Origin of the sequence: Streptomyces sp. E2N166, from assembly GCF_003671715.1 — a bacterium.
Classification (GTDB): domain Bacteria; phylum Actinomycetota; class Actinomycetes; order Streptomycetales; family Streptomycetaceae; genus Streptomyces; species Streptomyces thinghirensis.
Genome location: NZ_RAIF01000018.1, coordinates 170,231 through 192,022 on the forward strand (window position 1 = coordinate 170,231; position 21,792 = coordinate 192,022).

A 21,792-nucleotide genomic window follows, 5' to 3' on the forward strand; every position below is an offset into this window, starting at 1 on the left:
CCGTGCGCACTATCCCGTGTGCAGCATCAGTCCGATCCCGACGACGAGGAGGCCCGCCGCCGCGATCCGGGGCGCGCCGAACCGCTCCTTGAAGAAGAGGGCGCCGATCGCCGCGCCGACCAGGATCGAGGACTCGCGCAGGGCGGCGATCGGCGCGAGTTCCGCGCGGGTCTGCGCCCACAGGACCAGCGCGTACGCGGCGACGGACAGCACCGCGCCGAGCAGCCCCAGACCGGCGTGCGGCCGCAGCAACGCCCAGGCTCCGGTGCGGTGGCGGTACAGGAAGTAGGCCGGGAGGACCGTCCCCTGCACCGCCATCAGCCAGGCGATGTAACCGAGGGAGGACCCGGAGGCGCGCACGCCCAGCCCGTCGACGACCGTGTACACCGCGATGGTCGCCCCGGTCGCCAGGGCCGCGCCGATCGCCGCCCAGTCGGGCCGGCGTCCGCGCAGCCCCCACAGGGCGACGCCGGTCAGCCCCGCGCAGGAGACCAGGATGCCGCCGGTCGCCCAGCCGTCCGGCACCTCGTGCGCGAAGACGGCGGCGAGGACGGTGACCAGCAGCGGTGCGCTGCCGCGGGCGATCGGGTAGGCCTGGCCGAAGTCGCCCAGCCGGAACGACCGCATCAGCAGGGCGTAGTACGCGATGTGGATCGCGGCGGAGACGAGGAGGTAGGGCCACGCGCCGGCCGCCGGGAACGCCGTGAACGGCAGCAGCGCGAGCCCGATGAGCATCCCGCCGCCCGAGATCAGCGCGAAGCCGGTCAGCTTGTCCGTGATCCGGTGGGCGATGGCGTTCCAGCTCGCGTGCGTGACCGCGGCGAGCAGGACGGCGCCGGTGACCAGGGGGGTCACTCGGAGCGCTCGCGCACGTCCACGAGGGTGGCGCCGGCGGTGGCGACGAGTTCCTTGGGTTCCATCGGGAAGACGGCGTACGGGGTGCCGGCGGCGGCCCAGACGACCTCGTGCGCGAGCAGGGAGCGGTCGGCGAGTACCCGGGTCCTGCTCCGGTGCCCGAAGGGCGGCACGCCGCCGATGGCGTACCCGGTGGTCTCCCGTACGACGTCGGCCTTGGCCCGCGTGACCTTTCCGGCGCCGAGCTCCTCCCGGACCCGGTCCAGGTCGACGCGTGAGGCGCCGTCCATGAGGACCAGCACGGGCACGCCGTCGGCGGCGAAGATGAGCGACTTGCAGATCTGGCTCAGCCCGCACCCGATCGCGGCGGCGGCCTCGGCGGCGGTGCGGGTGGCCTCGGGGAAGCGCCGGGCCCGTCCGGCCAGGTCACCGAGGCCGAGTTCGCGCAGGGCCGCGGCGAATCGGGGGTGGGCGGCGGGGGTCGCGGAGGCGTCGTCGGTCGTCGTCATGGACGGCACCGTAGCGGTACGTGTAGCCGGCAGGCGACCGGGTTGCGGCGTCCTCGCGCGACAGGAAGCCGGTGAGGGCAGCCCCGTCCCCACGGAGCCCTCACCGGCTGGTCTGTCGTCCTGTCAGAGATGGCGCGTCAGGTGCGTGCCGGCTCCCGGTCCTCGGCGGGGCCCGAGCCCCGCTCTTCGGCCGTGCGCAGGCCCTCGCCCTCGACGTCCACGTTGGGCAGCGCGCGGTCCAGCCACTTCGGCAGCCACCAGGCCTTCTTGCCGAGCAGCGCGAGGACCGCCGGGACGATGGCCATGCGGACGACGAACGCGTCGAAGAAGACGGCGATCGCCAGGCCGAAGCCGATCATCTTGACCATCGACTCGCTGGAGCCGATGAAGCCCGCGAAGACCGCCATCATGATGACCGCCGCGGCCGTGACGACCCGCGCTCCGTGCCTGAAGCCGGTGACGACCGCCTGGTTGGGCTTCTCGCCGTGGACGTAGGCCTCCCGCATGCGGGTGACCAGGAAGACCTCGTAGTCCATCGCCAGGCCGAAGACCACGCCGACCATGAAGATCGGCATCATCGACATGACCGGACCGGTCTCCTCCACCCCCATCAGGCCGGACAGCCAGCCCCACTGGAAGACCGCGACGACCGCGCCCAGCGCCGCCATGACGGAGAGCAGGAAGCCGAGGGCCGCCTTCAGCGGGACCAGGATCGAGCGGAAGACCACGATCAGGAGGAGGAAGGCCAGGCCGACGACCAGGACCAGGTACGGCAGCAGCGCGTCGTTCAGCTTCTCGCTGACGTCGATGTTCATCGCCGTCGAGCCGGTGACCAGGGTCTCCGCACCGGTGTCGGCCTTGATGTCGCCGCCCGCGTCGCGGATGGCGTGCACCAGGTCCTCGGTCTGGACGGAGGACGGCTTGGAGTCCGGGATCACGGTGATGGTCGCGGTGTCGCCGCCCTTGTTGGGCGCGGGCGGGGTGACCGCCACGACGTCCTCGAGGCCCTTGATCTCGTTGGAGACGTCGGTGAAGACCTGCTTCGGGGCGTCGCTGCCCTTCGCGTCGACGACGACCATCAGCGGGCCGTTGAAGCCCGGCCCGAAGCCCTCCGACAGGAGGTCGTACGCCCGGCGCTGGGTCGTGGACGTCGGCTGGGAGCCGTCGTCGGGCAGGCCCAGTTCCAGGGAGGCCGCGGGGATCGCGGCGGCTCCGAGGCCGATGACGCCCAGGAGCAGGACGGCCAGCGGGCGGCGGACGACGAAGCTCGCCCAGCGGGTGCCGAGGTTGGCCTTGGCGGGCTTGCCGCCGGCCTCCGCGTCGTTCTTCCTGCCGCCGCCCAGGAGCCTGCTCTTCGCGCCGGTCGGCTTGACCCTGCGGCCGGCGTAGCCGAGCAGCGCGGGGACCATCGTGAGGGCGATCAGGACCGCGATGGCGACGGTGCCGGCCGCCGCGATGCCCATCTTGGTCAGCATCGGGATGTTGACGACCGCGAGGCCGACCAGGGCGATGACGACCGTGAGGCCGGCGAAGACGACGGCCGAGCCGGCGGTGCCGACCGCCCGGCCCGCGGCCTCCTCGCGCTCACGTCCCTCGGCGAGTTCGGCGCGGTAGCGGGAGACGATGAACAGGGCGTAGTCGATGCCGACCGCGAGGCCGATCATCATCGCCAGGATCGAGGTGGTGGAGCCCAGTTCCAGTGCGCCGGCCAGGGCCGTGATCGACGAGACGCCGATGCCGACGCCGATCAGGGCCGTGAGCAGGGGCAGTCCGGCCGCGACCAGCGAGCCGAAGGTGATGACGAGGACGACGGCGGCGACCGCGATGCCGATGATCTCCGTGGCGCCGGTGTGCGGGACGGCCTGCAGCGCGTCACCGCCGACCTCCACGGTCAGCCCGGCGTCGCGCGCCTGCTGGGCGGCGTCCTCCAGGGCGTCCTTGGTGGTGTCCTCCAGTTCCATGCCGGAGACGTCGTACCGCACCGACGCGTAGGCGATCGTGCCGTCCTTGCTGACGGCGTTGCCCGTGTACGGGTCGGCGACCGAGGCGACCTCGGAGCCGTCGGCGAGGTCGGCGACCGTCTTCTCGACGGTCGCCTTGTTGTCGGCGTCCGTCATCGTCTCGCCGGGCGGTGCCTTGAAGACGACGCGTGCGGTCGCCCCGTCGGCGCTGGTGCCGGGGAAGCGCTCTTCGAGCAGGTCGAAGGCCTTCTGGGCCTCGGTGCCGGGGATGGAGAAGGAGGTGGTGCCGGCGGGCGGGGCACTGGCCGCGCCGACGCCCGCGAGGGTCAGCAGCGCCACCCATATCAGGGCGACGAAGTGCCGCCGGCGGAAGGCGAGCCGGCCGAGTTTGTAGAGGAACGTGGCCACTGGGGCGTACTCCCGGTCAGGTCGTGGGAACTTCAGGGCAGGGGGGATCGGCCCGACGACGTGAGCGGTTACGTCAGGTGGGGCTCAGGCGGGGTTGCTCAGGTGGTGGGGACGCCGAGGGCGGGGAGGATCACGGCGTCGATGTAGGAGGTGAGGAAAGCCCGGGTCGGCGGCTGGTCCTCGAGCAGCGTGCGGGTGGCGAAGGCACCGACCAGCATGGGCACGAGGAAGTCCAGTGCCGGGCAGTCCGCTCTGATCTCGCCCCGGTCGACGGCGCGTTGCAGCAGATGCCGGAACTCCGCCATCTCCGGTTCGACGAGTTGGTCCCGGAAAGCTTGGCGCAGGTCCGGGTTCTGGTGGAGCGCCATGGCCACGCCGCGCATCAGCGCGGAGTTCTGGGCCATGGTGCAGTCGTCCTCGCGGGCCATCAGGGCGTGCAGGTCGCCGCGCAGCGAGCCGGTGTCGACATCGCCGATCTCACCGGGCTTGTTGTGCCGCATGGCCTTGACGACCAGCTCGGGCTTGCCGCCCCACTGGCGGTAGAGCGTCGCCTTGCTGGACCGGGTGCGCGCCGCCACGGCGTCCATGGTGAGGGCGTCGTAGCCGACTTCCCGGAGCAGGTCGAGCACTGCCTCGTACAGCTCGGCCTCGCGTTCGGGAGTGATCCGACTGCGGCGCGCGGTGGCTGCTGCCTCGGTCATCCCGCTCACCCCTCTCCGTCCACTCCGTCTGAACGACACCGTTTCGTACACGACCAAGGTACCCCACCCTCTAGCGAAACGAAACGGTTTCGTTCGTGTTCTGGGTCACGGTCGTCGGTCACTCATGAGCGCCGACGGGAGCGCGGGCCGAGTTGCCGGGGTCCGGCCCCCGGCAAAGCATGGGGTGGGTGAGCTATCTGCGCCTTCCGCACCTCAGTGGCGACCAGCTGTGCTTCGTGGCCGAGGACGACCTCTGGCTCGCGAACCTCGACGGTCCGGGCCGTGCCTGGCGGCTCACCGTCGACCGCACCAAGGCCGGCCACCCGCGCTTCTCGCCCGACGGCCGCCACATCGCCTACACCAGCTGGCGCAGTCTGTCGCCGGAGGTCCACCTCGTGCCGGTGGACGGCGGGCCCGGACGCCGGCTCACCCACTGGGGCGGCCTCGACACCCGGGTCTGCGGCTGGTCCCCGCCCGAGCCCGACGGCCACGCCGCCATCCTCGCCGTCGCCTCGCACGGCGAGCCCTTCTCCCATCTGACCTGGGCCTACAAGGTCACCCCCGACGGCGACCCCGGCCGCAAACTGCCCTGGGGACCGGTCACCGACATCCAGGCCGCCGACCTCGACGGGGAGCGCAGGACCCTGCTCCTCACCGGCACCCCGCCGCACGAACCCGCCGCCTGGAAACGCTACCGGGGCGGCGCCACGGGCAGACTCTGGCTGCACGGGCAACGGCTCCTGCCCGACCTCCAGGGGCACCTGCACTCCCCCATGTTCGTCGGCGGCCGGATCGCCTTCCTCTCCGACCACGAGGGCGTCGGCAACCTCTACTCCTGCGCCCAGGACGGCTCCGACCTGCGCCGCCACACCGACCACGACGCCTGTTACGCCCGGCACGCCGCGAGCGACGGCGACCGCGTGGTGTACCAGTGCGCGGGCGACCTGTGGATCGTCGACGACCTGACGCCCGGCTCGGTGCCGCGCCGGCTCGACGTCCGGCTGAGCGGGCCGCGCGCGGGACGGCGTACGTACCAGGTACCCGCTGCGCAGCACGTGGGCGGCGTCTCCGTCGACGAGACGGGCCGCGCGAGCGCCGTCGTCGTACGCGGCAGCCTGTACTGGCTCACCCACCGCGACGGCCCGGCCCGCACCCTCGCCGACACCCCGGGGGTACGGGTGCGGCTGCCGGAGATGCTCGGGGCGAGCGGGCGGATCGCGTACGTGACGGACGCGGAGGGCGAGGACGCCGTCGAGATCGCCCACCTGCCGCGCGCGACCGGGGGCCGCGCGCCCAGGCGGCTCGCCTCGGGGAAGCTGGGCCGGGTCCTGGAACTGGTCTCGGACCCGGCGGGCGAGCGACTCGCCATCGCCTCGCACGACGGCCGGCTCCTGCTGCTCGACGTCTCGGAGGAGGACGCGGAGGTCGCCCGGGCGCTGGACGCGGTGGCCACGGAGGGCCCGGCGGCGGAGGCAGGGGATACGGGGAGCCCGGCGGAGGCAGGGGACACGGTGGCCACCGGCACCGGCACCGGCACCGGCGCCGGCACCGATGGCAACGGCGGCGCGGACCCGGGCCCGGACGGCGCGACGGAGGTTGCCGGGGACAGTGGCACGGCGGGGGCCTCCGGCCACACCGGTGCCGCCGCGGGCCGCGTCACCGAGCTGATCCGGTCCGTCAACGGCCCCGTGAGCGACCTCGCCTTCTCCCCGGACGGGACCTGGCTCACCTGGTCGCACCCGGGCATCGGACGGTCGCTGCGCCAGATCAAGATGGCCCGGATCAACGGGCAGAACGGGCAGAACAGGCAGGAGGGCCCGCTCGTCGTCGATGTCACCGACGGCCGCTTCGAGGACGAGAACCCGGTGTTCACACGGGACGGCCGCTATCTCGCCTTCCTGTCCTGGCGCGGCTTCGACCCGGTGTACGACGTGCACACCGGCGACCTGTCCTTCCCGCTGGGCTGCCGCCCCTACCTGGTGCCGCTGTCCTCCGCGACCCCCTCCCCCTTCGCGCTGAACCCGGAGGGCCGTCCCGCCGCCGGGGGCCTGGACCCGCTGGAGGACGAGCCCGGCGAGGGGGGCGCGGTGACCGTCGAGGTGGAGGGGCTGGAGAACCGGGTGACCCCGTTCCCGGTCACCGCGTCCAAGTACTCGGCGCTGCACCCGGTCGCGGGCGGCGGCCTGGTCTGGCTGCGCTGGCCCATCTCCGGCGCGCTCGGCGAGACCTTCGCCAACCCGGCGGATCCGAGCGAGCGGCCCACCCTGGAGCACTTCAACCTCGCCAAGGCGAAGAAGTCCGAACTGGTCGACCACCTCGACTGGTTCCGGGTCAGCGGCGACGGCACCCGCCTGGTCGTACTCGACGAGGGCGACCTGCGCGCCGTACCGGCGACCGAGATGGGCGACGGCGACTCGACCACCTGGATCGACCTGCGCCGCATCCTGCACGAGGTCGACCCGGCCGCCGAGTGGCGCCAGGCGTACGACGAGGCGGGCCGTCTGATCCGCGCCTACTTCTGGGACCCCGGCATGTGCGGCATCGACTGGGACGCGGTGCTGGACCAGTACCGGCCGCTGCTCGAACGGGTCGCCTCCCCCGACGAGTTCGCCGACCTGCTCCGCGAGGTGCTCGGCGAACTCGGCACCTCGCACGCGTACGTCGCCGCCGCCCGGCGCAACGAGGGTCCGGCCCACTACCAGCGCTGGCAGGGCCTGCTCGGCGCCAACTTCGTGTGCCGGGACGGCCACTGGGTGGTCAAGCGCATCCTGCCCGGCGACTCCTCCGACTCCAAGGCCCGCTCCCCGCTGGCCGGCACCGGCATCCGCGAGGGGGCGGCGCTGACCCACGTGGACGGCCGTCCGGTGGATCCGGTGGCGGGCCCGTACCCGCTGCTGGCGGGAGCGGGCGGTACGACGGTGGAGCTGACCTTCACGCCGGGCGAGGGCGGCCCGGGACCGGCCCGCCGGGTCGCCGTCGTACCGCTCGTCGACGAACGGCCGCTGCGCTACCAGGACTGGGTGGCCAAACGCCGCGAGGTAGTGAGGGAGTTGAGCGGCGGACGGTGCGGCTACCTGCACATCCCCGACATGGGCGGCTCCGGCTGGGCGCAGTTCAACCGCGACCTGCGCATGGAGGTGTCCCGGCCCGCCCTGATCGTGGACGTGCGCGGCAACGCGGGCGGGCACATCAGCGAACTCGTCATCGAGAAACTGACCCGCACCATCCTGGGCTGGGACCTGACCCGCGACGCGCAGCCGGTGTCGTACACCTCCAACGCCCCGCGCGGGCCCGTGGTGGCGGTCGCGGACGAGGCGACGTCCTCCGACGGCGACATGATCACGGCGGCTTTCAAACTGCTGCGCCTCGGCCCGGTGGTCGGGCAGCGCACCTGGGGCGGGGTGGTCGGCATGACCGGCCGGCACCGCCTCGGCGACGGCACGGTGATCACGGTGCCGATGAACGCGGCCTGGTTCGACGCGTACGGCTGGTCCGTGGAGAACTACGGCGTCGCCCCCGACGTCGAGGCGCTGCGCACGCCACTGGACTGGGCCGAGGGCCGCTACCCGGTGCTGGACGAGGCGGTCCGGCTGGCACTGGAGCTGCTGGAGACCAACCCGCCCGCCACGCCGCCCGGTTACGACGACGTCCCCGACCGGACACGGCCGCCGCTGCCGCCCCGGGCATGACGCGGGAGGGACCCGGGAGTGACCCGGCAGCGAGCCGGTAGCGAGCCCGGAGCAGGCGAAAGGGCGCCCCCGCGTGTGCGGTGGGCGCCCCTTCGACTCAGCGGCGGCGCGTCAGGCGTCGTAGCTCTCCTCGAACCGCTCGTCCGCGTCGCGGCGGCGCGTGGCGGGCTCACGCTCCTCCGCGTCCCGGCGGCGCGACGGGTCCATCTCGTCCTCGTCACGACGGCGGTCGCGGTTCTGGAACTGCTCCCTGGCCTGGTCGGCCCGCTGCTTGCCCTGCTGCTGCATGCGCTCGGCCTTGTCCTGGAACTGATCCTTCATACCCATGTGGGTTCACTCCTGTGATGTTCGGGCCCGGCCGGATCGGCCTGGCTCGATCAGATTCACATGGGCCGTGACCGTGCGCATGTCGATCACTTACGGACCGTAGTCCTGCTGGTGGGACGCTGTTCGTCGGCCGCTCCGCCCGCACCGACCAGGCCCGTGCGCACGCTGTCGAGCCGGTCCCCGAAGCGCCGCATCTCGCGCTGACCGACGGTGCCGATGACGGCCGGCAGGTAGCCGCGCATCCCCTGCATGCCGCGCAGCCACCACTGCCCGTAGACGTGGGCCGAGCGGCGCTCGATGCCCTCCACGAGCCGGTCGACCGCCGGGCCCAGCGGATAGGTCTTGTTCGACGGCCAGGGCAGCCGCTGGCGCAGTTCGCGCATGACGTCGTCCTGGTCCGCACCGCGCACCATGTCGGTGTCGGTCCAGGACAGATAGCCGACGCCGACCTTCACGCCCCGGTGCCCGACCTCGCCGCGCAGGCAGTGCGCGTACGCCTCGACACCGGACTTGGAGGCGCAGTAGGCGCTCATCATCGGCGCGGGGGTGATGGCGGCGAGGGACGCGATCTGGAGCAGGTAACCGCGGCTCTCCAGCAGTGCCGGCAGGAAGGCGCGGGCGGTGACCGCCGAGCCGATCAGGTTGACCTCGACGACCCGCCGCCAGGACTGAGGGTCGGAGTCGACGAAGGGCCCGCCGGTGGCGACGCCCGCGTTGGCGACGACGATGTCGATCCTGCCGAACCGTTCCTTGACCTCGCCCGCGACCCGGGCCATCGCCTCGTGGTCGGTGACGTCGGCGTGCCAGTGCTCGCTCTCGCTGTGCAGCCGGGCCGATACCTGCTTGAGCTCGTCCGGCTCCAGACCGACCAGGGCCACCTTCACCCCGCGCGCGGACAGCTTGCGGGCCAGCAACTCCCCGACCCCCCGCGCGGCTCCGGTGACGACGGCGACCCGCCCTTCCAGGCTCACCCTGCTCATGCGCTCTCCTCGACGTGTACGGCACGCTCGCCGCGTGCGGTGGGTATGTGGGTGGCGGCGAGGGCGCGTATCTTCCCGGTGACCAGCTCCGGCGCCTCCACCGGCGTCATGTGGCCGAGCCCCGCGAGCTCCGTCAGACCCACGCAGTGGGGCAGCGCGGCGGCCAGCGAGCGGGCGTGCACGGGCGGGGTCAGCCGGTCGGCCGTGCCGACGACCACCTCCACCGGCATCGTCAACTCCCGCACCCCGTGGTCGAGGTCGAGCAGGTCCAGCACCTCCGACCAGGCGTGCCGCACCTTGCGCGGACAGGCGTGCACGATGCGGGCACAGGCGTCGACCATGTGCGGGGCCGAACCGGGGCCCATCGTCCCGTACTTGAGGATCCTGCGCGCGAGGGGCGTGACCGGTCCGAGCGGCGCCCGGGAGCCGAGGATCCGCCGGGTCAGCCAGGTGCGCACCCTGCCCTCCCCGAGCGGCACCACGGTCGAAGAGGCCACCAGCCGCGAACTGCCCGTGCTGCACAGCAGGACGGCCGCCGCGTGTTCGCGCACCGCGGGACGGGCCGCGGCGGCCATCACCGTCATCCCGCCCATGGAGTGCCCGGCGACCACGGCCTGCTCGCCCGGTGCGAGCGTGGCCGTGAGGACGGCTTCGAGGTCGTCGGCGAGGGCCTCGGTGCCGCACGCCGGGTTCGCCGGGCTGCGGCCGTGGCCGCGCTGGTCGTACACGACGACCCGGTGGTCGGCGGCCAGCGCACGGACCTGCGCCGCCCAGAAGGCGGTCGAGCAGGCCCACCCGTGCGCGAGGACGACCGCGGGGGCGTCCTCGGGGCCGTGCACCTCGACGTGTATCCGGGCGCCGTCGGCGGCGGTGACGGTCAGCTCGCGGGCGGGGGCGGGCGGCGCGTACGGCCCGGCGGCGACATGCAGCAGGCGGCTCACGCGCCCACCTCCGCGGTCGCGTCCGCGCCGGGGGCCGCCTCGGCGTCCCCGGCCGCGCCGGCGCTCGTGTGCGCTCCAGCGGCCGCCTCGGCGACGGCCGGGCGCAGCACCTCGTACTCCGCGAGGTCCACGCGCCGCGTCGCGCGCCGGAACTCGGCGGTCGTGCCGGGCCAGACGGTGGTGTTGCGGCCGCTCGCGTCCAGGTACCAGCTGGTGCAGCCGCCGGTGTTCCACACCGTGCGCTTCATGCGCTCCTGCACCCGGTGGTTCCAGTTCCGCACGGCGGCGGGCCGGGCGTCGAGGGCCGCCCGGCCGCCGAGCACGTTGATCTGCCGCAGGTAGTCGGCCATGTAGTTCAACTGCGACTCGATCATCAGGATCATCGACGAGTTCCCGAGGCCGGTGTTGGGACCGATGACCGTCATGAAATTGGGGAAGCCGGCCGCCGAGGCGCCGCGCAGCGCCTCCATGCCGCCCTTCCAGGTCTCGGCGAGGGTCCGCCCGTCGGCGCCCACGACGCGCTCGGCGATGGGCATGTCGGTGACGTGGAAACCGGTGCCGAAGATGATCGCGTCCACCTCGGCCTCGGTGCCGTCGGCGGCGACGAGGGTCGAGCCGCGCACCTCGCTCAGCCCGCTGGCGACGACGTCCACGTTGGGCTTGGCGAGCGCCGGATAGTACGTACTCGACAGCAGGATCCGCTTGCAGCCGATGCGGTAGTCGGGGGTGAGTCTGGCGCGCAGGGCCGGGTCCTTGATGGCGGCGCCCATGTTGCGCTTGGCGATCTGCTCGACGAAGCCCAGCTCGTTCGGGTGCTTGGTGAAGGCCTGCACCTGGAGTTCCCGGATGCCCCACAGCAGCCCGCGGCGCAGCTTGGTGGTGACGGGCAGCGCCCGGTGCAGGGCGCGCTCGGCGCCGCTGATCGGCCGGTCCATGCGGGGCATCACCCAGGCCGGGGTGCGCTGGAAGAGGGTGAGGCGGCCGGCCTTCGGCTGGATGGACGGCACGATCTGGATGGCGGACGCACCGGTGCCGATCATGGCGACCCGCTTGCCGGTGAGGTCGTAGTCGTGGTCCCAGCGGGCCGAGTGGAAGACCTTGCCGGGGAAGGAGTCAAGACCCGGGATGTCCGGCACCTTGGGGTCGGACAGCGGCCCGGTCGCGGACACGACGACATCGGCGGTGAGACTCCCGCTCGCGGTCTCGATCTCCCACCGCAGCCGCTCGCCGTCCCACGCCATCCGCTTCACCTCCGAGTCGAAGCGGAGGTGGGGGCGCAGCCCGAAGGTGTCGGTCACGTGCTCCAGGTAGGCGCGGATGTGCTCCTGCCCGGAGAAGGTGCGCGGCCACTCGGGGTTGGGCGCGAAGGAGAAGGAGTACAGGTGGGACGGCACGTCACAGGCGCACCCGGGGTAGCTGTTGTCCCGCCACGTACCGCCGACGCTCGAGGCCCGCTCCAGCACCACGAAGTCCGTGATCCCCTCGCGCCGCAGCCGCACGGCGGCCCCCAGCCCGCCGAAGCCGGACCCGATCACCGCCACCCGCACGTGTTCTTGAACCTGCTCGTGCTCGGCCATCCCGAAGCCTCCACGCGTCGCCTAGAACTCTGCCAGTGAACACTGGCGCAATGGGGAGAGTAGAACAGCGCCGTACTGATGGGTAGGGGGCGGGCCAGGAAAGTTACCGCCGGTACGACTTAGGGTCGGGGGCGTGACCGAGAAGCGCGAATACCGCATGGAGGAACTGGCCGGGCTGGCCGGCATCACGGTGCGCACCCTGCGCTTCTACCGCGAACGCAAACTGATCCCGCCGCCGCGCCGCGAGGGCCGCATCGCCTGGTACGACGACCACCACCTGGCCCGCCTGCGCACCATCGCGGCGCTGCTGGAGCGCGGCCACACCCTGAACGGCATCGCGGAACTCGCCGACGCCTTCGACCACGGCCGCGACGTCGGCGACCTGCTGGGCCTCGGCGAACCCACCGAGGAGACCCCGGTCCGCCTGACCCCCGAGGAACTCGCCGCCCGTTTCGAGGGCGAGGTCACCCCGGAGAACCTCGCCGCCGCGATGGACCTCGGCTACCTGGGCACCGACGGCGACGAACTCGTCCACATCAGCCACCGCCTGCTGGAGGTCTCCTCCGCCCTGGTCCGCGAGGGCATCCCCCTCGGCGAGGTCCTACAGGCCGGCGCCCGGGTCCGCGAACACGCCGACGCCCTGGCCGACCTCTTCGCCGACCTGATCCTGCGCCACGCCCCCGAAGAGGAACTCCACCGCCTGCGCCCCCTCGCCCGCAGCGTGATCGAGGCGGAACTGTCCCTGGCGCTGGACCGGCGGATACAGAGGCGGGGCGGAGAAGGCGGACAAGGCGGAGAAGGCTGACGGAGGCGGAGAAGGCGGACGGAGGCTAGCGGTCGTAGACGACCGTCACCGGGGCGTGGTCGGACCAGCGCTCGGCGTGCGTGGCGGCCCGCTCGACGTGGCCCTTGACCGCCTTGGCGGCCAGCCCCGGGGTGGCCATGTGGCAGTCGATGCGCCATCCGGAATCGTTGTCGAAGGCCCGCCCCCGGTAGGACCACCACGAGTACGGCCCCTCGACGTCCGGGTGCAGGGCGCGTACGACGTCGACGTAGCCGCCCTCAGCCGGATCCAGGACGCGCCCCAGCCACTCGCGCTCCTCCGGCAGGAAGCCGGAGTTCTTCTTGTTGGCGCGCCAGTTCTTGAGGTCGGCCTCGCGGTGGGCGATGTTCCAGTCGCCGCAGACGACGACCTCGCGGCCGTCGGCGGCGGCGCGTTCGCGCAGTTCCTTGAGGTAGGCGAGGAACTCGCCCATGAAGCGGACCTTCTCGTCCTGGCGCTCGGTGCCGACCTCGCCGGAGGGGAGGTAGAGGGAGGCGACGGTCACACCGGGCAGGTCGGCCTCGACGTAGCGGCCGCTGGCGTCGAACTCCGTCGAGCCGAAACCGACCTGGACGCGGTCGGGCTCGCGGCGGGTGTAGAGGGAGACGCCGGCGCGGCCCTTGGCGGCGGCGGGGGCGTGCGTCACGTGCCAGCCGTCGGGGGTGCGGACGTGTTCGGGCAGCTGCTGGGGCTCGGCCCGCACCTCCTGGAGGCACAGCACGTCGGCGGAGGTGTCGGCGAGCCACTCCACGAAGCCCTTCTTCGCGGCGGCGCGCAGACCATTCACGTTTACGGAGGTCACGGTTAGCAAAGCACTCTTCCTACCTTCACTGCCGACCCCCGAAAACGTTGACGGAGGTCACGGTGAGCACCAGGGCACGATACCGGCACACTGGACGATGTCCCGCTCCGGATAGCGCATCCATATACGGTAGGTAGCATGAACATACGCCGGGTCCCCTTCGACCACCCCGACGCAGTGAAGCTCAACGACGAGGTACAGGCCGAGTACGACGTCCGCTACGGCGACGGCGGCGACGCCACGCACCTGGACCCGTCGGACTTCGCGCCGCCGAACGGCCTGTACCTGATCGCGTACGACGAGAACGACGTCCCGGTCGCCTCCGGTGGCTGGCGCGGCCAGGAGACCAACGACGAGGGTTACCGCGACGGGGACGCCGAACTGAAGCGGATGTTCGTGATCGAGCAGGTGCGCGGGCGCGGGCTGGCCCGCCGCATCCTGGCCGCCCTGGAGGAGGACGCCCGTGCGGCGGGCCGGACCCGCATGGTGCTGGAGACCGGCACCAAGCAGCCGGAGGCCGTGGCCCTGTACACCTCCAGCGGCTACGAGCCCTGCGGGAAGTTCGGCTTCTACCGCTTCCACGAGGAGAGCCTCTGCTACGCGAAGGCTCTGCGGGTCCCGTAGCGCTGGACCATCAGGCCCTCGTCAGGCCGTGCCGGCTGCCTTGCGGCGGCGCGCGACGGCGAAGAGTACGCCGCCCGCGGCCAGGGCCAGCGCCGCGCCGGCCGAGGCGAGCAGTGCCGTGGAGCCGGTGGAGGCCAGCAGGCCGTCCTGGCCGCCCTGCGGCGACTGGCCGCCGGCCGTGCCCGCGGTGGAGCCGGTGCCGCCCGTGCCGGTGCCGCCGGTGCCGCCCGTGGTCTCCGAGCCGCCGGTCGTGCCGGTGCCGCCCGTGGTCTCCGAGCCGCCGGTGGTGCCGGAACCGCCCGTGGAGCCGCCGTCGGTACCGCCCGTGGCCCCGCCGGTGTCGCCCGGTGTCTCCTCGTCGCCGGTGCCGTTCAGCACGATCCAGCCGGTGTCGTTGGACGGGTCGCCCTCCCACGGGTTGTCCCACTCGGGAAGGGCGATCTTGCCCTTGGCGCCCTCGACGACCTTGTCGATGCGGAGCTGGAAGGGGAAGGTGCGCCGGTCGTCCTCGAGGAACGGCGTGTCGGCGAAGCAGAGGTACTCGGACGTGGCCTCGTCGTTCATGGGACGGCAGGGGCTGTCCACGACGCTCGCGCCCTCGGGGATCCGCACGCTGAAGCCCAGCGGCTCACCGCCCGAGCGCAGCGCCCCGATCCAGGCGGGTCCGTGGTTGCTCAGGCCGATGTCGACCGTGACGGTCTCGCCCTGCTCGCCGTCGACGCGCGCACCGGTGAGGTCGAGGTCGTAGCTGTTCTGCGTGGGCAGGTCGATCTCGGCGTACTTCGTGTAGTCGCCGCTCTGGCCGCCCTTGACCGGCTTCAGGGTGAGCGTCCTGCCGGACCCCTGCCGGTAGTCGGCGCCCGACCGCAGCGCGCCGGCCTCCTCGGCGCCGACCGAGTCGAAGCCGTAGTGGAAGATGTCGCCGAGCGCGAAGTCCGCGGTCTTCACCCGGACCGGCTCGCTCAGTTCATAGGCCGTGCCCGGCAGGAATTCGCCCTCGAAGGTGCACAGGGCGACCTTCTGATAGCGGATCAGGTCGTCCTTGTTCTCCTCCGCGTACGAGCAGTTGTCGTACGAGTCGGGGAAGGACAGGCCGCGCGTGCCGCCGAAGCGGAGGACCACGCCGTCGGCCGGCATGCTGCCGACGTTGCGGAAGCCGAGCGGGGCGCTGTAGGTGTCGCCGGCCTCGAAGTCCTCGGGTTCGGCCGGGAGCTTCTTCTTCAGCAGCTCGGGCCCGCCGACCAGCACGTCGACGGTGTGCTCGTTGAACTCCAGGCCCTCGCCGGCGCCCGTCACCCGTACCTTGCCGAAGTCCCCGGCCTCGGCGGTGTCCTTGAGGTCGAGGCGGATGCTCCAGCTCGGGTTGTAGGAGTCGCCGGGGTACAGGCTGCTCGTGTCGCAGACGGCGGTCAGTCCGTCCGCGTCGCACGACTGTGGCAGGTCGACCTCGGCGAAGCCCTTGAGCGCGGTGGCGTCGATGGTGACGCTGTAGCCGTTGTTCGGGACCGGCTCCGGGTCCGTGCCGCTGTCCGGGTCGTACTCCCCCGGCCCGGTGATGCCCAGCCGGATCTGCGGCTCCCCCGGCTCGCCCTCGGCGCCGTCCAGCGCCAGGTCCACCTTGTCCGGACCGGTGATGGTGACGGGAAGCGGCGCCTGGCCGCCGTCCGCCTGTGCGACTCCGGCCAGCCCCAGCGTGGCGAGTCCCGCGACGGCCACTTGGGCCACTGCCGCGCGAGTCCACGGCGCGCGCAGGGAGCTATGTCTCATGCTTTTCTTCCGTTCCCCAGACGACAGGACGGCGCCACTGCGGTGACGCCGCGCACAGGTGACCCGCTGGTAACGGCGAAGGTTGCACAATGCCCGGTCACGGATTTATCTCGGCCCTACGTGCCACAGGTGCGCCTGGAAACGACGAAGGCCCCGCCCGATCGTGATGACCGGACGGGACCTTCGTCAATGTGCGTGGACCTGTGGGGATTTGAACCCCAGACCCCCTCGATGCGAACGAGGTGCGCTACCAGACTGCGCCACAGGCCCTTGCGACGTGTGAAACTTTAGCACCCCGACCGGCCTGCTCAAAAATCGCTTACGACCGGCGAGCAGGCGGCCCGGCGGGAAGCTACTCGTTGGCCGCGCGGGGGCGGTCTCCGTCGTCGTACTGGTCGAAGAGCGGGGTCCGGCCCCGTTCCCGGGACCGGCGGGCGGACGCGGCGCGGCGGGCGTCGCTGCGGCCCGGGGTTTCCTCCCGGTCCTCGGCGTGGCTCGCCGGGTGGTCCGGCTGGGGGTCGGCCGCCGCGTCCTCCTGGTCGGCGACGGCGCTGGAGCGTGCCGAACTCCAGGCGTCCGGCGCCGCGAGGTCCACGTCGGGCGTGGCGCGGGGGGCGACCGGCGCGGTGACGTAGGTGGGCAGGGGGACGGGCACCGGGTCCCAGCTGTCGCCCTGCGGCCGCCGCTGCCGTTCGCGCTGCTGGTCCACCCACTCGGCGTGGTCGGTCTGCTCCACCAGCGCGCGCCGGTCGGCGGCGAGCGCCGACAGGCCGGAGTCGGGCTCCTCCTCGGGGCCCTCGTCCGGCTCCTCGGCGTCGGGGTCGCCGACGGGGCCGGCGGGGGCGGCGGGCATGCGCCGGCGCGGCCGGCGGTCGCCGTCGCGCAGGCGCTGCGCGGCGACCTCCGCCTGGCGGCGGTCCATGTGGAAGGCGAACCGGTGGCGTTCCTGCGAACGCAGATAGGCGATGTAGGCGCTGAGCAGCACGGCGGGCACCCCGGGTGCCCACAGGAAGGCGAGTCCGCCGACCGCCGCGACGACCGAGCCGAGGGTGAAGGCCAGGAACAGCATCACCGTCGTGCGCCGACGGCGCGCGAGGACCTTGGTGCGCCGGGCGCGGGCCGCGGCCGCCGGTGAGACGGGTGCGCGCCGGGCCTGCGGCACGCGCTTGCGCGCAGCTGCCGCACCGGGTCCGGGGGACTGTTCGGGTCTGGGGCCGTGCGGAGGTCCCCCGGTCTCCTGGCGCGCCGGTTCGGGCCGGCGCGCCGGTCCGGGCTGCTCCGCGGGCTGGGCCGCGGGCTCCTGCCGTGCGTCGGGGCGGGGGTGCCGGCGCGTTCTGGACACGGCGAAGGCCCGGACGTCCACCGAGTCGGTGACGGCGTCCGGGGCGTCGGCGTCGGGCTCCGCCTCGTCGGCGGAGCGCGACCGCAGGTCCTTGGCGTACCGGCGCTCCATGCCCGCCCGTCCGGACAGCAGCCGGATGGCGGTGCTGAAGCGTTCCGTCGGACGGGCCTCGTTCAGCTCGTCCTGCCTACGGAGCCACATCGGCACCAAGTAGGCGGCCCAGGCCCCGACGATGACTGCGTAGATGAGGCCGCTGCTGCTCACGCCTCACACGGTAGAGGGGTTTGCTTGAGGCCATCCGCCAATTGAGCCGGTGTGTCGCACGATCTGGCTGATATTTCGAGCTTTTTTTGTGATCGATGCGATCAGCCGACCGCCAGGGTCGCGAAATTATCCGTTCCGGACGGTCGCACCCTGGTCAATTTCGAACGTTTATTCAATTACCGGTCTTCCGCGTACTCCGGTCCCGTGACCGGTGCCAGCGCCGCAACAGCCCCTCCGGGACCTCTTCCGCGGTGAGCGCGAAGACGAGATGGTCGCGCCAGGCTCCGTCGATGTGGAGATAACGCGGCCTGAGACCCTCCTCGCGGAATCCGAGTTTCTCCACGACCCGTCGACTGGGCGCGTTCTCGGGGCGAATACAGACCTCGACGCGATGCAGTCCGACGGTGCGGAAACAGTGGTCCACCACCATCGCCACGGCGGTCGGCATCACCCCGCGGCCGGCCACCGCCTCGTCCACCCAGTAGCCGACGTGACCGGAGCACATCGAGCCCCAGGTGATGCCGGCCACCGTCAACTGCCCTACCAGTCGCCCCTGGTACTCGATGACGAACGGCAGCATCCGGCCCGCGTGGGCCTCGGACCGCAGGTGCCGCACCATCTGGCGGTAGGTGGGCCGGTGCGTGAGCGGACCGCCGGGCGTCGGCGGCGGAATCGTCGCCTCCCACGGTCGCAGCCAGTCGCGGTTGCGCCGGTTGACCTCCCGCCAGGCCCGCTGGTCGCGCAGCCTTATCGGCCTGATGACGATGTCGCCGTCCACCAGCTCCGCGGGCCAGGATGGGCTGTTCAGCTCGCACCCCCACCACTGGCGGGTCTGGCGTGGTCGCCGCCGCGGAGCTGGTCCACGGCGTGCGTGAGCAGCGGCTCCAGCACGGCGAGACCGTCCCTCACCCCGCCGGAGGAACCCGGCAGGTTGACGATCAGCGTGCCGCCCGCCACTCCGGCCAGGCCCCTGGAGAGCACCGCGGTCGGCACCTTGTCCCGGCCGTACGCCCGGACGGCCTCCGCGATGCCGGGGACCTCGTAGTCGATCACCGCCCGGGTCGCCTCGGGGGTGCGGTCGGTGGGCGAGATGCCGGTGCCGCCGGTGGTGACGATCACGTCGTAGCCCGCCTCGGCGCCCGCTCGCAGGGCGGCCTCGACGGGGTCGCCGTCGGGGACGACCCGGGGGCCGTCGACGGCGAAGCCGAAGCGGCGCAGGCCCTCGGCGATCAGCGGCCCGCCCTTGTCCTCGTAGACCCCGGCGGCGGCCCGGTTGGAGGCGGTGACCACGAGGGCGCTGTACGGCGCGAGCAGGGCGCCTCCGGCCGGCCCGTCCAGTTTCATGACCGGCTCCAGTCGCCCGACTTGCCGCCCGTCTTCTCCTCCACGCGCACGTCCGTGATGACCGCTCCCTTGTCGACCGCCTTGACCATGTCGATCACGGTGAGCGCGGCGACGGAGACCGCTGTGAGCGCCTCCATCTCGACACCCGTGCGATCCGTCGTGCGCACCGTGGCGGTGATCTCCACGGCGTCGTCCGCGACCGACAGGTCCAGTTTCACACCGGAGACCGACAACGGGTGGCACAAGGGGATCAGGTCCGGGGTGCGTTTGGCGCCCATGATGCCCGCGATGCGCGCGGTGGCGAGGGCGTCGCCCTTGGGGACCCCCTCGCCGCGCAGCAGCTCGACCACACGGGGCGCGACGAGGACGCGTCCGCTCGCGCGCGCGGTGCGTGCGGTCACTTCCTTGGCGGACACGTCGACCATCCGGGCGGCGCCCGCCTCGTCGATGTGCGTCAGCCGGTCCTGCGGGTCGTGCGCGTCCTGGCCGTGGTGCGGGGGTCGGTCCTGCGTACTCATGCTGTGTGGCGCTCCCGGTCCGGGCCCGGCGCGGTGCGGCGCGTGGGCCTGCTGTGCGCGACACGGTACCGCCAAGGGGGCGGGGTCAGCCGAGCAGGACCACCTCGACGTCGGCGCCGGGCTCGACGGACTCGGCGTCCTCGGGGACGACGATCAGCGCGTCGGCGTGCGCGAGGGCGGCCACGAGGTGGGAGCCCGAGCCGCCGACCGGGGTGACCGAGCCGTCGGCGTAGCTGCCGCGCAGGAACTGCCGGCGTCCCTTCGGCGAGGTCAGCGCCTTCTCCGCGGCCAGGGACGCGGTGGTCGTGGGGCGGTGGACGTCGGTGAGGCCCATGAGGGTGCGGATCGCGGGGCGGACGAACAACTCGAAGGAGACGTACGACGACACCGGGTTGCCGGGCAGGGCGAGCAGCGGGGTGTGGTCGGGGCCGATGGAGCCGAAGCCCTGGGGCTTGCCGGGCTGCATGGCGAGCTTGCGGAAGTCCACGCCGCTGCCGGGCTCGTCCTCGTCGGCGACGTGTGCCAGCGCCTCCTTGACCACGTCGTACGCCCCGACGCTCACCCCGCCGGTGGTGACCATCAGATCGGCGCGGACCAGCTGGTCCTCGATGGTGGACCGCAGGGTCTCGGCGTCGTCGGCGACGGCGCCCACGCGGTAGGCGATGGCGCCGGCGTCGCGGGCGGCCGCGGTGAGGGCGAAGCTGTTGGAGTCGTAGATCTGGCCGTGGGCCAGTTCCTCGTCGGGCTGGACGAGTTCGCTGCCGGTGGAGAGCACCACCACGCGGGGGCGCGGGCGGACGCGGACCCTGCCCCGGCCGATCGCGGCCAGCAGCGCGATCTGCGGCGGGCCGAGGACCGTGCCGGCCTCCAGGGCGCGGTCGCCCGACCTGACGTCGCTGCCCTTCGCGCGGACGTGCGCGCGTGCCTCGGCCGGGCGGTACACGTGGACCTGGCCCTCGGCACCCTCGGGGGCCAGGCTGCGGGCGCGCATGCCGGCCACCGGGCCCTCGCCGAGCCCGCCGTCGGTCCACTCGACGGGGACGACGGTCTCGGCGCCGGGCGGGAGCGGGGCGCCCGTCATGATGCGGGCGGCCTGGCCGGGACCCACGGTCAGCGGGTCGGCCTGGCCGGCGGCGACGTCCCCGACGACGACCAGGGCGGCGGGGAACTCCTCGCTCGCGCCCGCGACATCGGCGACCCGCACCGCGTACCCGTCCATGGAGCTGTTGTCGAACGGCGGCAGGGAGAGCGGCACCGTGATGTCGTCGACCAGGACGCAGCCCTGGGCGTCGAGCAGGTTCAGCTCGATGGGTTCCAGGGGGCGGACGGTGGTGAGGATGTCGTCCAGGTGGTCCTGCACCGACCACAGCCGGTCCGGACCGAAGTCCGCGGGGGCGTGGTCGTGGCCGGTGTCACGGTGCGCTGTGCTGCTCAACGTCCCTACATCTCCTCGGCTACGTAACTGCGAAGCCAGGTCCGGAAGTCCGGGCCCAGGTCTTCACGTTCGCATGCGAGTCTGACAATGGCACGCAGATAGTCGCCGCGGTCACCGGTGTCATAGCGGCGGCCCTTGAAGACGACGCCGTGCACCGGGCCGCCGACCTTTTCGTCCTCGGCGAGTTGCTGGAGGGCGTCGGTCAGCTGGATCTCGCCGCCGCGGCCGGGCTCGGTCTTGCGGAGTATGCCGAAGATGTGGGGGTCGAGCACGTAGCGGCCGATGATGGCGTAGTTGGAGGGCGCGTCGGCCGCGTCGGGCTTCTCGACCAGTCCGCCGACCTTGACGACGTCGCCGTCCTCGGTGCTCTCCACGGCCGCGCAGCCGTAGAGGTGGATCTGCTCGGGCGCGACCTCCATGAGGGCGATGACGCTGCCGCCGTACTGCTCCTGGACCTCGATCATGCGCTGCAGCAGCGGGTCGCGCGGATCGATCAGGTCGTCGCCGAGCAGGACCGCGAAGGGCTCGTTGCCGACGTGCGGGGCGGCGCACAGCACGGCGTGGCCGAGGCCCTTGGGGTCGCCCTGGCGGACGTAGTGGATCATGGCGAGGTCGCTGGACTCCTGGACCTTGGCCAGCCGGCTCGCGTCACCCTTCTTCTGGAGGGCGGACTCCAGTTCGTAGTTGCGGTCGAAGTGGTCCTCAAGGGGGCGCTTGTTGCGGCCCGTGACCATGAGGACGTCGCCGAGGCCCGCGGTCACGGCCTCTTCGACCACGTACTGGATCGCCGGCTTGTCGACGACCGGCAGCATCTCCTTGGGAGTGGCTTTGGTGGCCGGCAGGAACCGGGTACCGAGCCCGGCTGCGGGGATGACAGCCTTGCTGATCCTGGGGTGGGACTGAGTCATGCGCGCCACCATATCCG

At 72.5% G+C, this 21,792-nt stretch carries 19 protein-coding genes and 1 tRNA gene; 3 read left to right on the plus strand and 17 right to left on the minus strand.

The window, feature by feature from the left end:
* Positions 1 to 9: 9 nt before the first annotated feature.
* From EBH09_RS15020 to EBH09_RS15035, 4 genes are all read right to left on the minus strand, one after another.
* The gene (locus tag EBH09_RS15020) at positions 10 to 855 is read right to left on the minus strand and encodes a DMT family transporter (protein WP_121747515.1); all 846 of its coding nucleotides are present in this window, start codon (positions 853 to 855) and stop codon (positions 10 to 12) included.
* Complete coding sequence (locus EBH09_RS15025) at positions 852 to 1,364, minus strand: YbaK/EbsC family protein (protein WP_121747516.1); 513 nt, start codon at positions 1,362 to 1,364, stop codon at positions 852 to 854. The genes EBH09_RS15020 and EBH09_RS15025 overlap by 4 nt, the downstream gene beginning before the upstream one ends.
* Positions 1,365 to 1,501: 137 nt before the next feature.
* Positions 1,502 to 3,733 carry an MMPL family transporter gene (locus EBH09_RS15030; protein WP_121747517.1) on the minus strand — a complete coding sequence of 744 codons (2,232 nt, stop codon included), beginning with the start codon at positions 3,731 to 3,733 and terminating at the stop codon, positions 1,502 to 1,504.
* A gap of 98 nt (positions 3,734 to 3,831) precedes the next feature.
* Entirely contained in the window at positions 3,832 to 4,434 is a 603-nt protein-coding gene (locus EBH09_RS15035) for a TetR/AcrR family transcriptional regulator (protein ID WP_121747518.1), read from the minus strand.
* Between the two features lie 179 nt (positions 4,435 to 4,613).
* Between EBH09_RS15035 and EBH09_RS15040 the strand changes: the two genes are divergently transcribed.
* Positions 4,614 to 8,123: a S41 family peptidase gene (locus tag EBH09_RS15040; protein ID WP_121747519.1), complete on the plus strand. Its 3,510-nt coding sequence runs from the start codon at positions 4,614 to 4,616 to the stop codon at positions 8,121 to 8,123.
* A gap of 111 nt (positions 8,124 to 8,234) precedes the next feature.
* Here the strand turns inward: EBH09_RS15040 and EBH09_RS15045 are convergent, their stop codons facing one another.
* From EBH09_RS15045 to EBH09_RS15060, 4 genes are all read right to left on the minus strand, one after another.
* Positions 8,235 to 8,450, minus strand: coding sequence for a hypothetical protein (locus EBH09_RS15045; protein ID WP_121747520.1), 216 nt, complete (start codon positions 8,448 to 8,450; stop codon positions 8,235 to 8,237).
* Positions 8,451 to 8,536: 86 nt separating this feature from the next.
* The gene (locus EBH09_RS15050; RefSeq protein WP_121747521.1) at positions 8,537 to 9,430 is read right to left on the minus strand and encodes an SDR family oxidoreductase; all 894 of its coding nucleotides are present in this window, start codon (positions 9,428 to 9,430) and stop codon (positions 8,537 to 8,539) included.
* Positions 9,427 to 10,371 carry an alpha/beta hydrolase gene (locus EBH09_RS15055; protein ID WP_121747522.1) on the minus strand — a complete coding sequence of 315 codons (945 nt, stop codon included), beginning with the start codon at positions 10,369 to 10,371 and terminating at the stop codon, positions 9,427 to 9,429. Before EBH09_RS15055 ends, EBH09_RS15050 begins: the two co-directional genes overlap by 4 nt.
* Positions 10,368 to 11,948: an NAD(P)/FAD-dependent oxidoreductase gene (locus EBH09_RS15060; RefSeq protein ID WP_121747523.1), complete on the minus strand. Its 1,581-nt coding sequence runs from the start codon at positions 11,946 to 11,948 to the stop codon at positions 10,368 to 10,370. The genes EBH09_RS15055 and EBH09_RS15060 overlap by 4 nt, the downstream gene beginning before the upstream one ends.
* Positions 11,949 to 12,081: 133 nt before the next feature.
* Here EBH09_RS15060 and EBH09_RS15065 point away from each other — a divergent pair, with 133 nt between their 5' ends.
* Positions 12,082 to 12,753: a MerR family transcriptional regulator gene (locus EBH09_RS15065; protein ID WP_121747524.1), complete on the plus strand. Its 672-nt coding sequence runs from the start codon at positions 12,082 to 12,084 to the stop codon at positions 12,751 to 12,753.
* A gap of 25 nt (positions 12,754 to 12,778) precedes the next feature.
* Here the strand turns inward: EBH09_RS15065 and EBH09_RS15070 are convergent, their stop codons facing one another.
* Positions 12,779 to 13,582, minus strand: coding sequence for an exodeoxyribonuclease III (locus tag EBH09_RS15070; RefSeq protein ID WP_121747525.1), 804 nt, complete (start codon positions 13,580 to 13,582; stop codon positions 12,779 to 12,781).
* Between the two features lie 129 nt (positions 13,583 to 13,711).
* Here EBH09_RS15070 and EBH09_RS15075 point away from each other — a divergent pair, with 129 nt between their 5' ends.
* Positions 13,712 to 14,197, plus strand: a complete 486-nt coding sequence (locus EBH09_RS15075) for a GNAT family N-acetyltransferase (RefSeq protein ID WP_121747526.1) — start codon at positions 13,712 to 13,714, stop codon at positions 14,195 to 14,197.
* Positions 14,198 to 14,218: 21 nt separating this feature from the next.
* On the opposite strand, the gene EBH09_RS15080 is transcribed toward EBH09_RS15075, so the two are convergent.
* From EBH09_RS15080 to galU, 8 genes are all read right to left on the minus strand, one after another.
* Positions 14,219 to 15,964 carry a hypothetical protein gene (locus EBH09_RS15080; protein ID WP_121747527.1) on the minus strand — a complete coding sequence of 582 codons (1,746 nt, stop codon included), beginning with the start codon at positions 15,962 to 15,964 and terminating at the stop codon, positions 14,219 to 14,221.
* A gap of 196 nt (positions 15,965 to 16,160) precedes the next feature.
* A tRNA-Ala gene (locus EBH09_RS15085) sits at positions 16,161 to 16,234 on the minus strand.
* Between the two features lie 82 nt (positions 16,235 to 16,316).
* Complete coding sequence (glpR, locus tag EBH09_RS15090) at positions 16,317 to 17,570, minus strand: gephyrin-like molybdotransferase receptor GlpR (protein WP_121747528.1); 1,254 nt, start codon at positions 17,568 to 17,570, stop codon at positions 16,317 to 16,319.
* A gap of 172 nt (positions 17,571 to 17,742) precedes the next feature.
* Positions 17,743 to 18,351, minus strand: coding sequence for a GNAT family protein (locus tag EBH09_RS15095; protein WP_238697341.1), 609 nt, complete (start codon positions 18,349 to 18,351; stop codon positions 17,743 to 17,745).
* A gap of 23 nt (positions 18,352 to 18,374) precedes the next feature.
* Positions 18,375 to 18,914, minus strand: a complete 540-nt coding sequence (locus tag EBH09_RS15100) for a MogA/MoaB family molybdenum cofactor biosynthesis protein (protein ID WP_121747530.1) — start codon at positions 18,912 to 18,914, stop codon at positions 18,375 to 18,377.
* Positions 18,911 to 19,432 carry a cyclic pyranopterin monophosphate synthase MoaC gene (gene moaC, locus EBH09_RS15105; RefSeq protein WP_121747531.1) on the minus strand — a complete coding sequence of 174 codons (522 nt, stop codon included), beginning with the start codon at positions 19,430 to 19,432 and terminating at the stop codon, positions 18,911 to 18,913. The genes EBH09_RS15100 and moaC overlap by 4 nt, the downstream gene beginning before the upstream one ends.
* An 85-nt stretch (positions 19,433 to 19,517) precedes the next feature.
* A complete protein-coding gene (gene glp, locus EBH09_RS15110; RefSeq protein ID WP_193776357.1) occupies positions 19,518 to 20,801 on the minus strand; it encodes a gephyrin-like molybdotransferase Glp in 1,284 nt (427 codons plus the stop codon).
* Positions 20,802 to 20,872: 71 nt separating this feature from the next.
* Positions 20,873 to 21,775, minus strand: a complete 903-nt coding sequence (gene galU, locus EBH09_RS15115) for a UTP--glucose-1-phosphate uridylyltransferase GalU (RefSeq protein WP_121747815.1) — start codon at positions 21,773 to 21,775, stop codon at positions 20,873 to 20,875.
* Between the last annotated feature and the right edge of the window lie 17 nt (positions 21,776 to 21,792).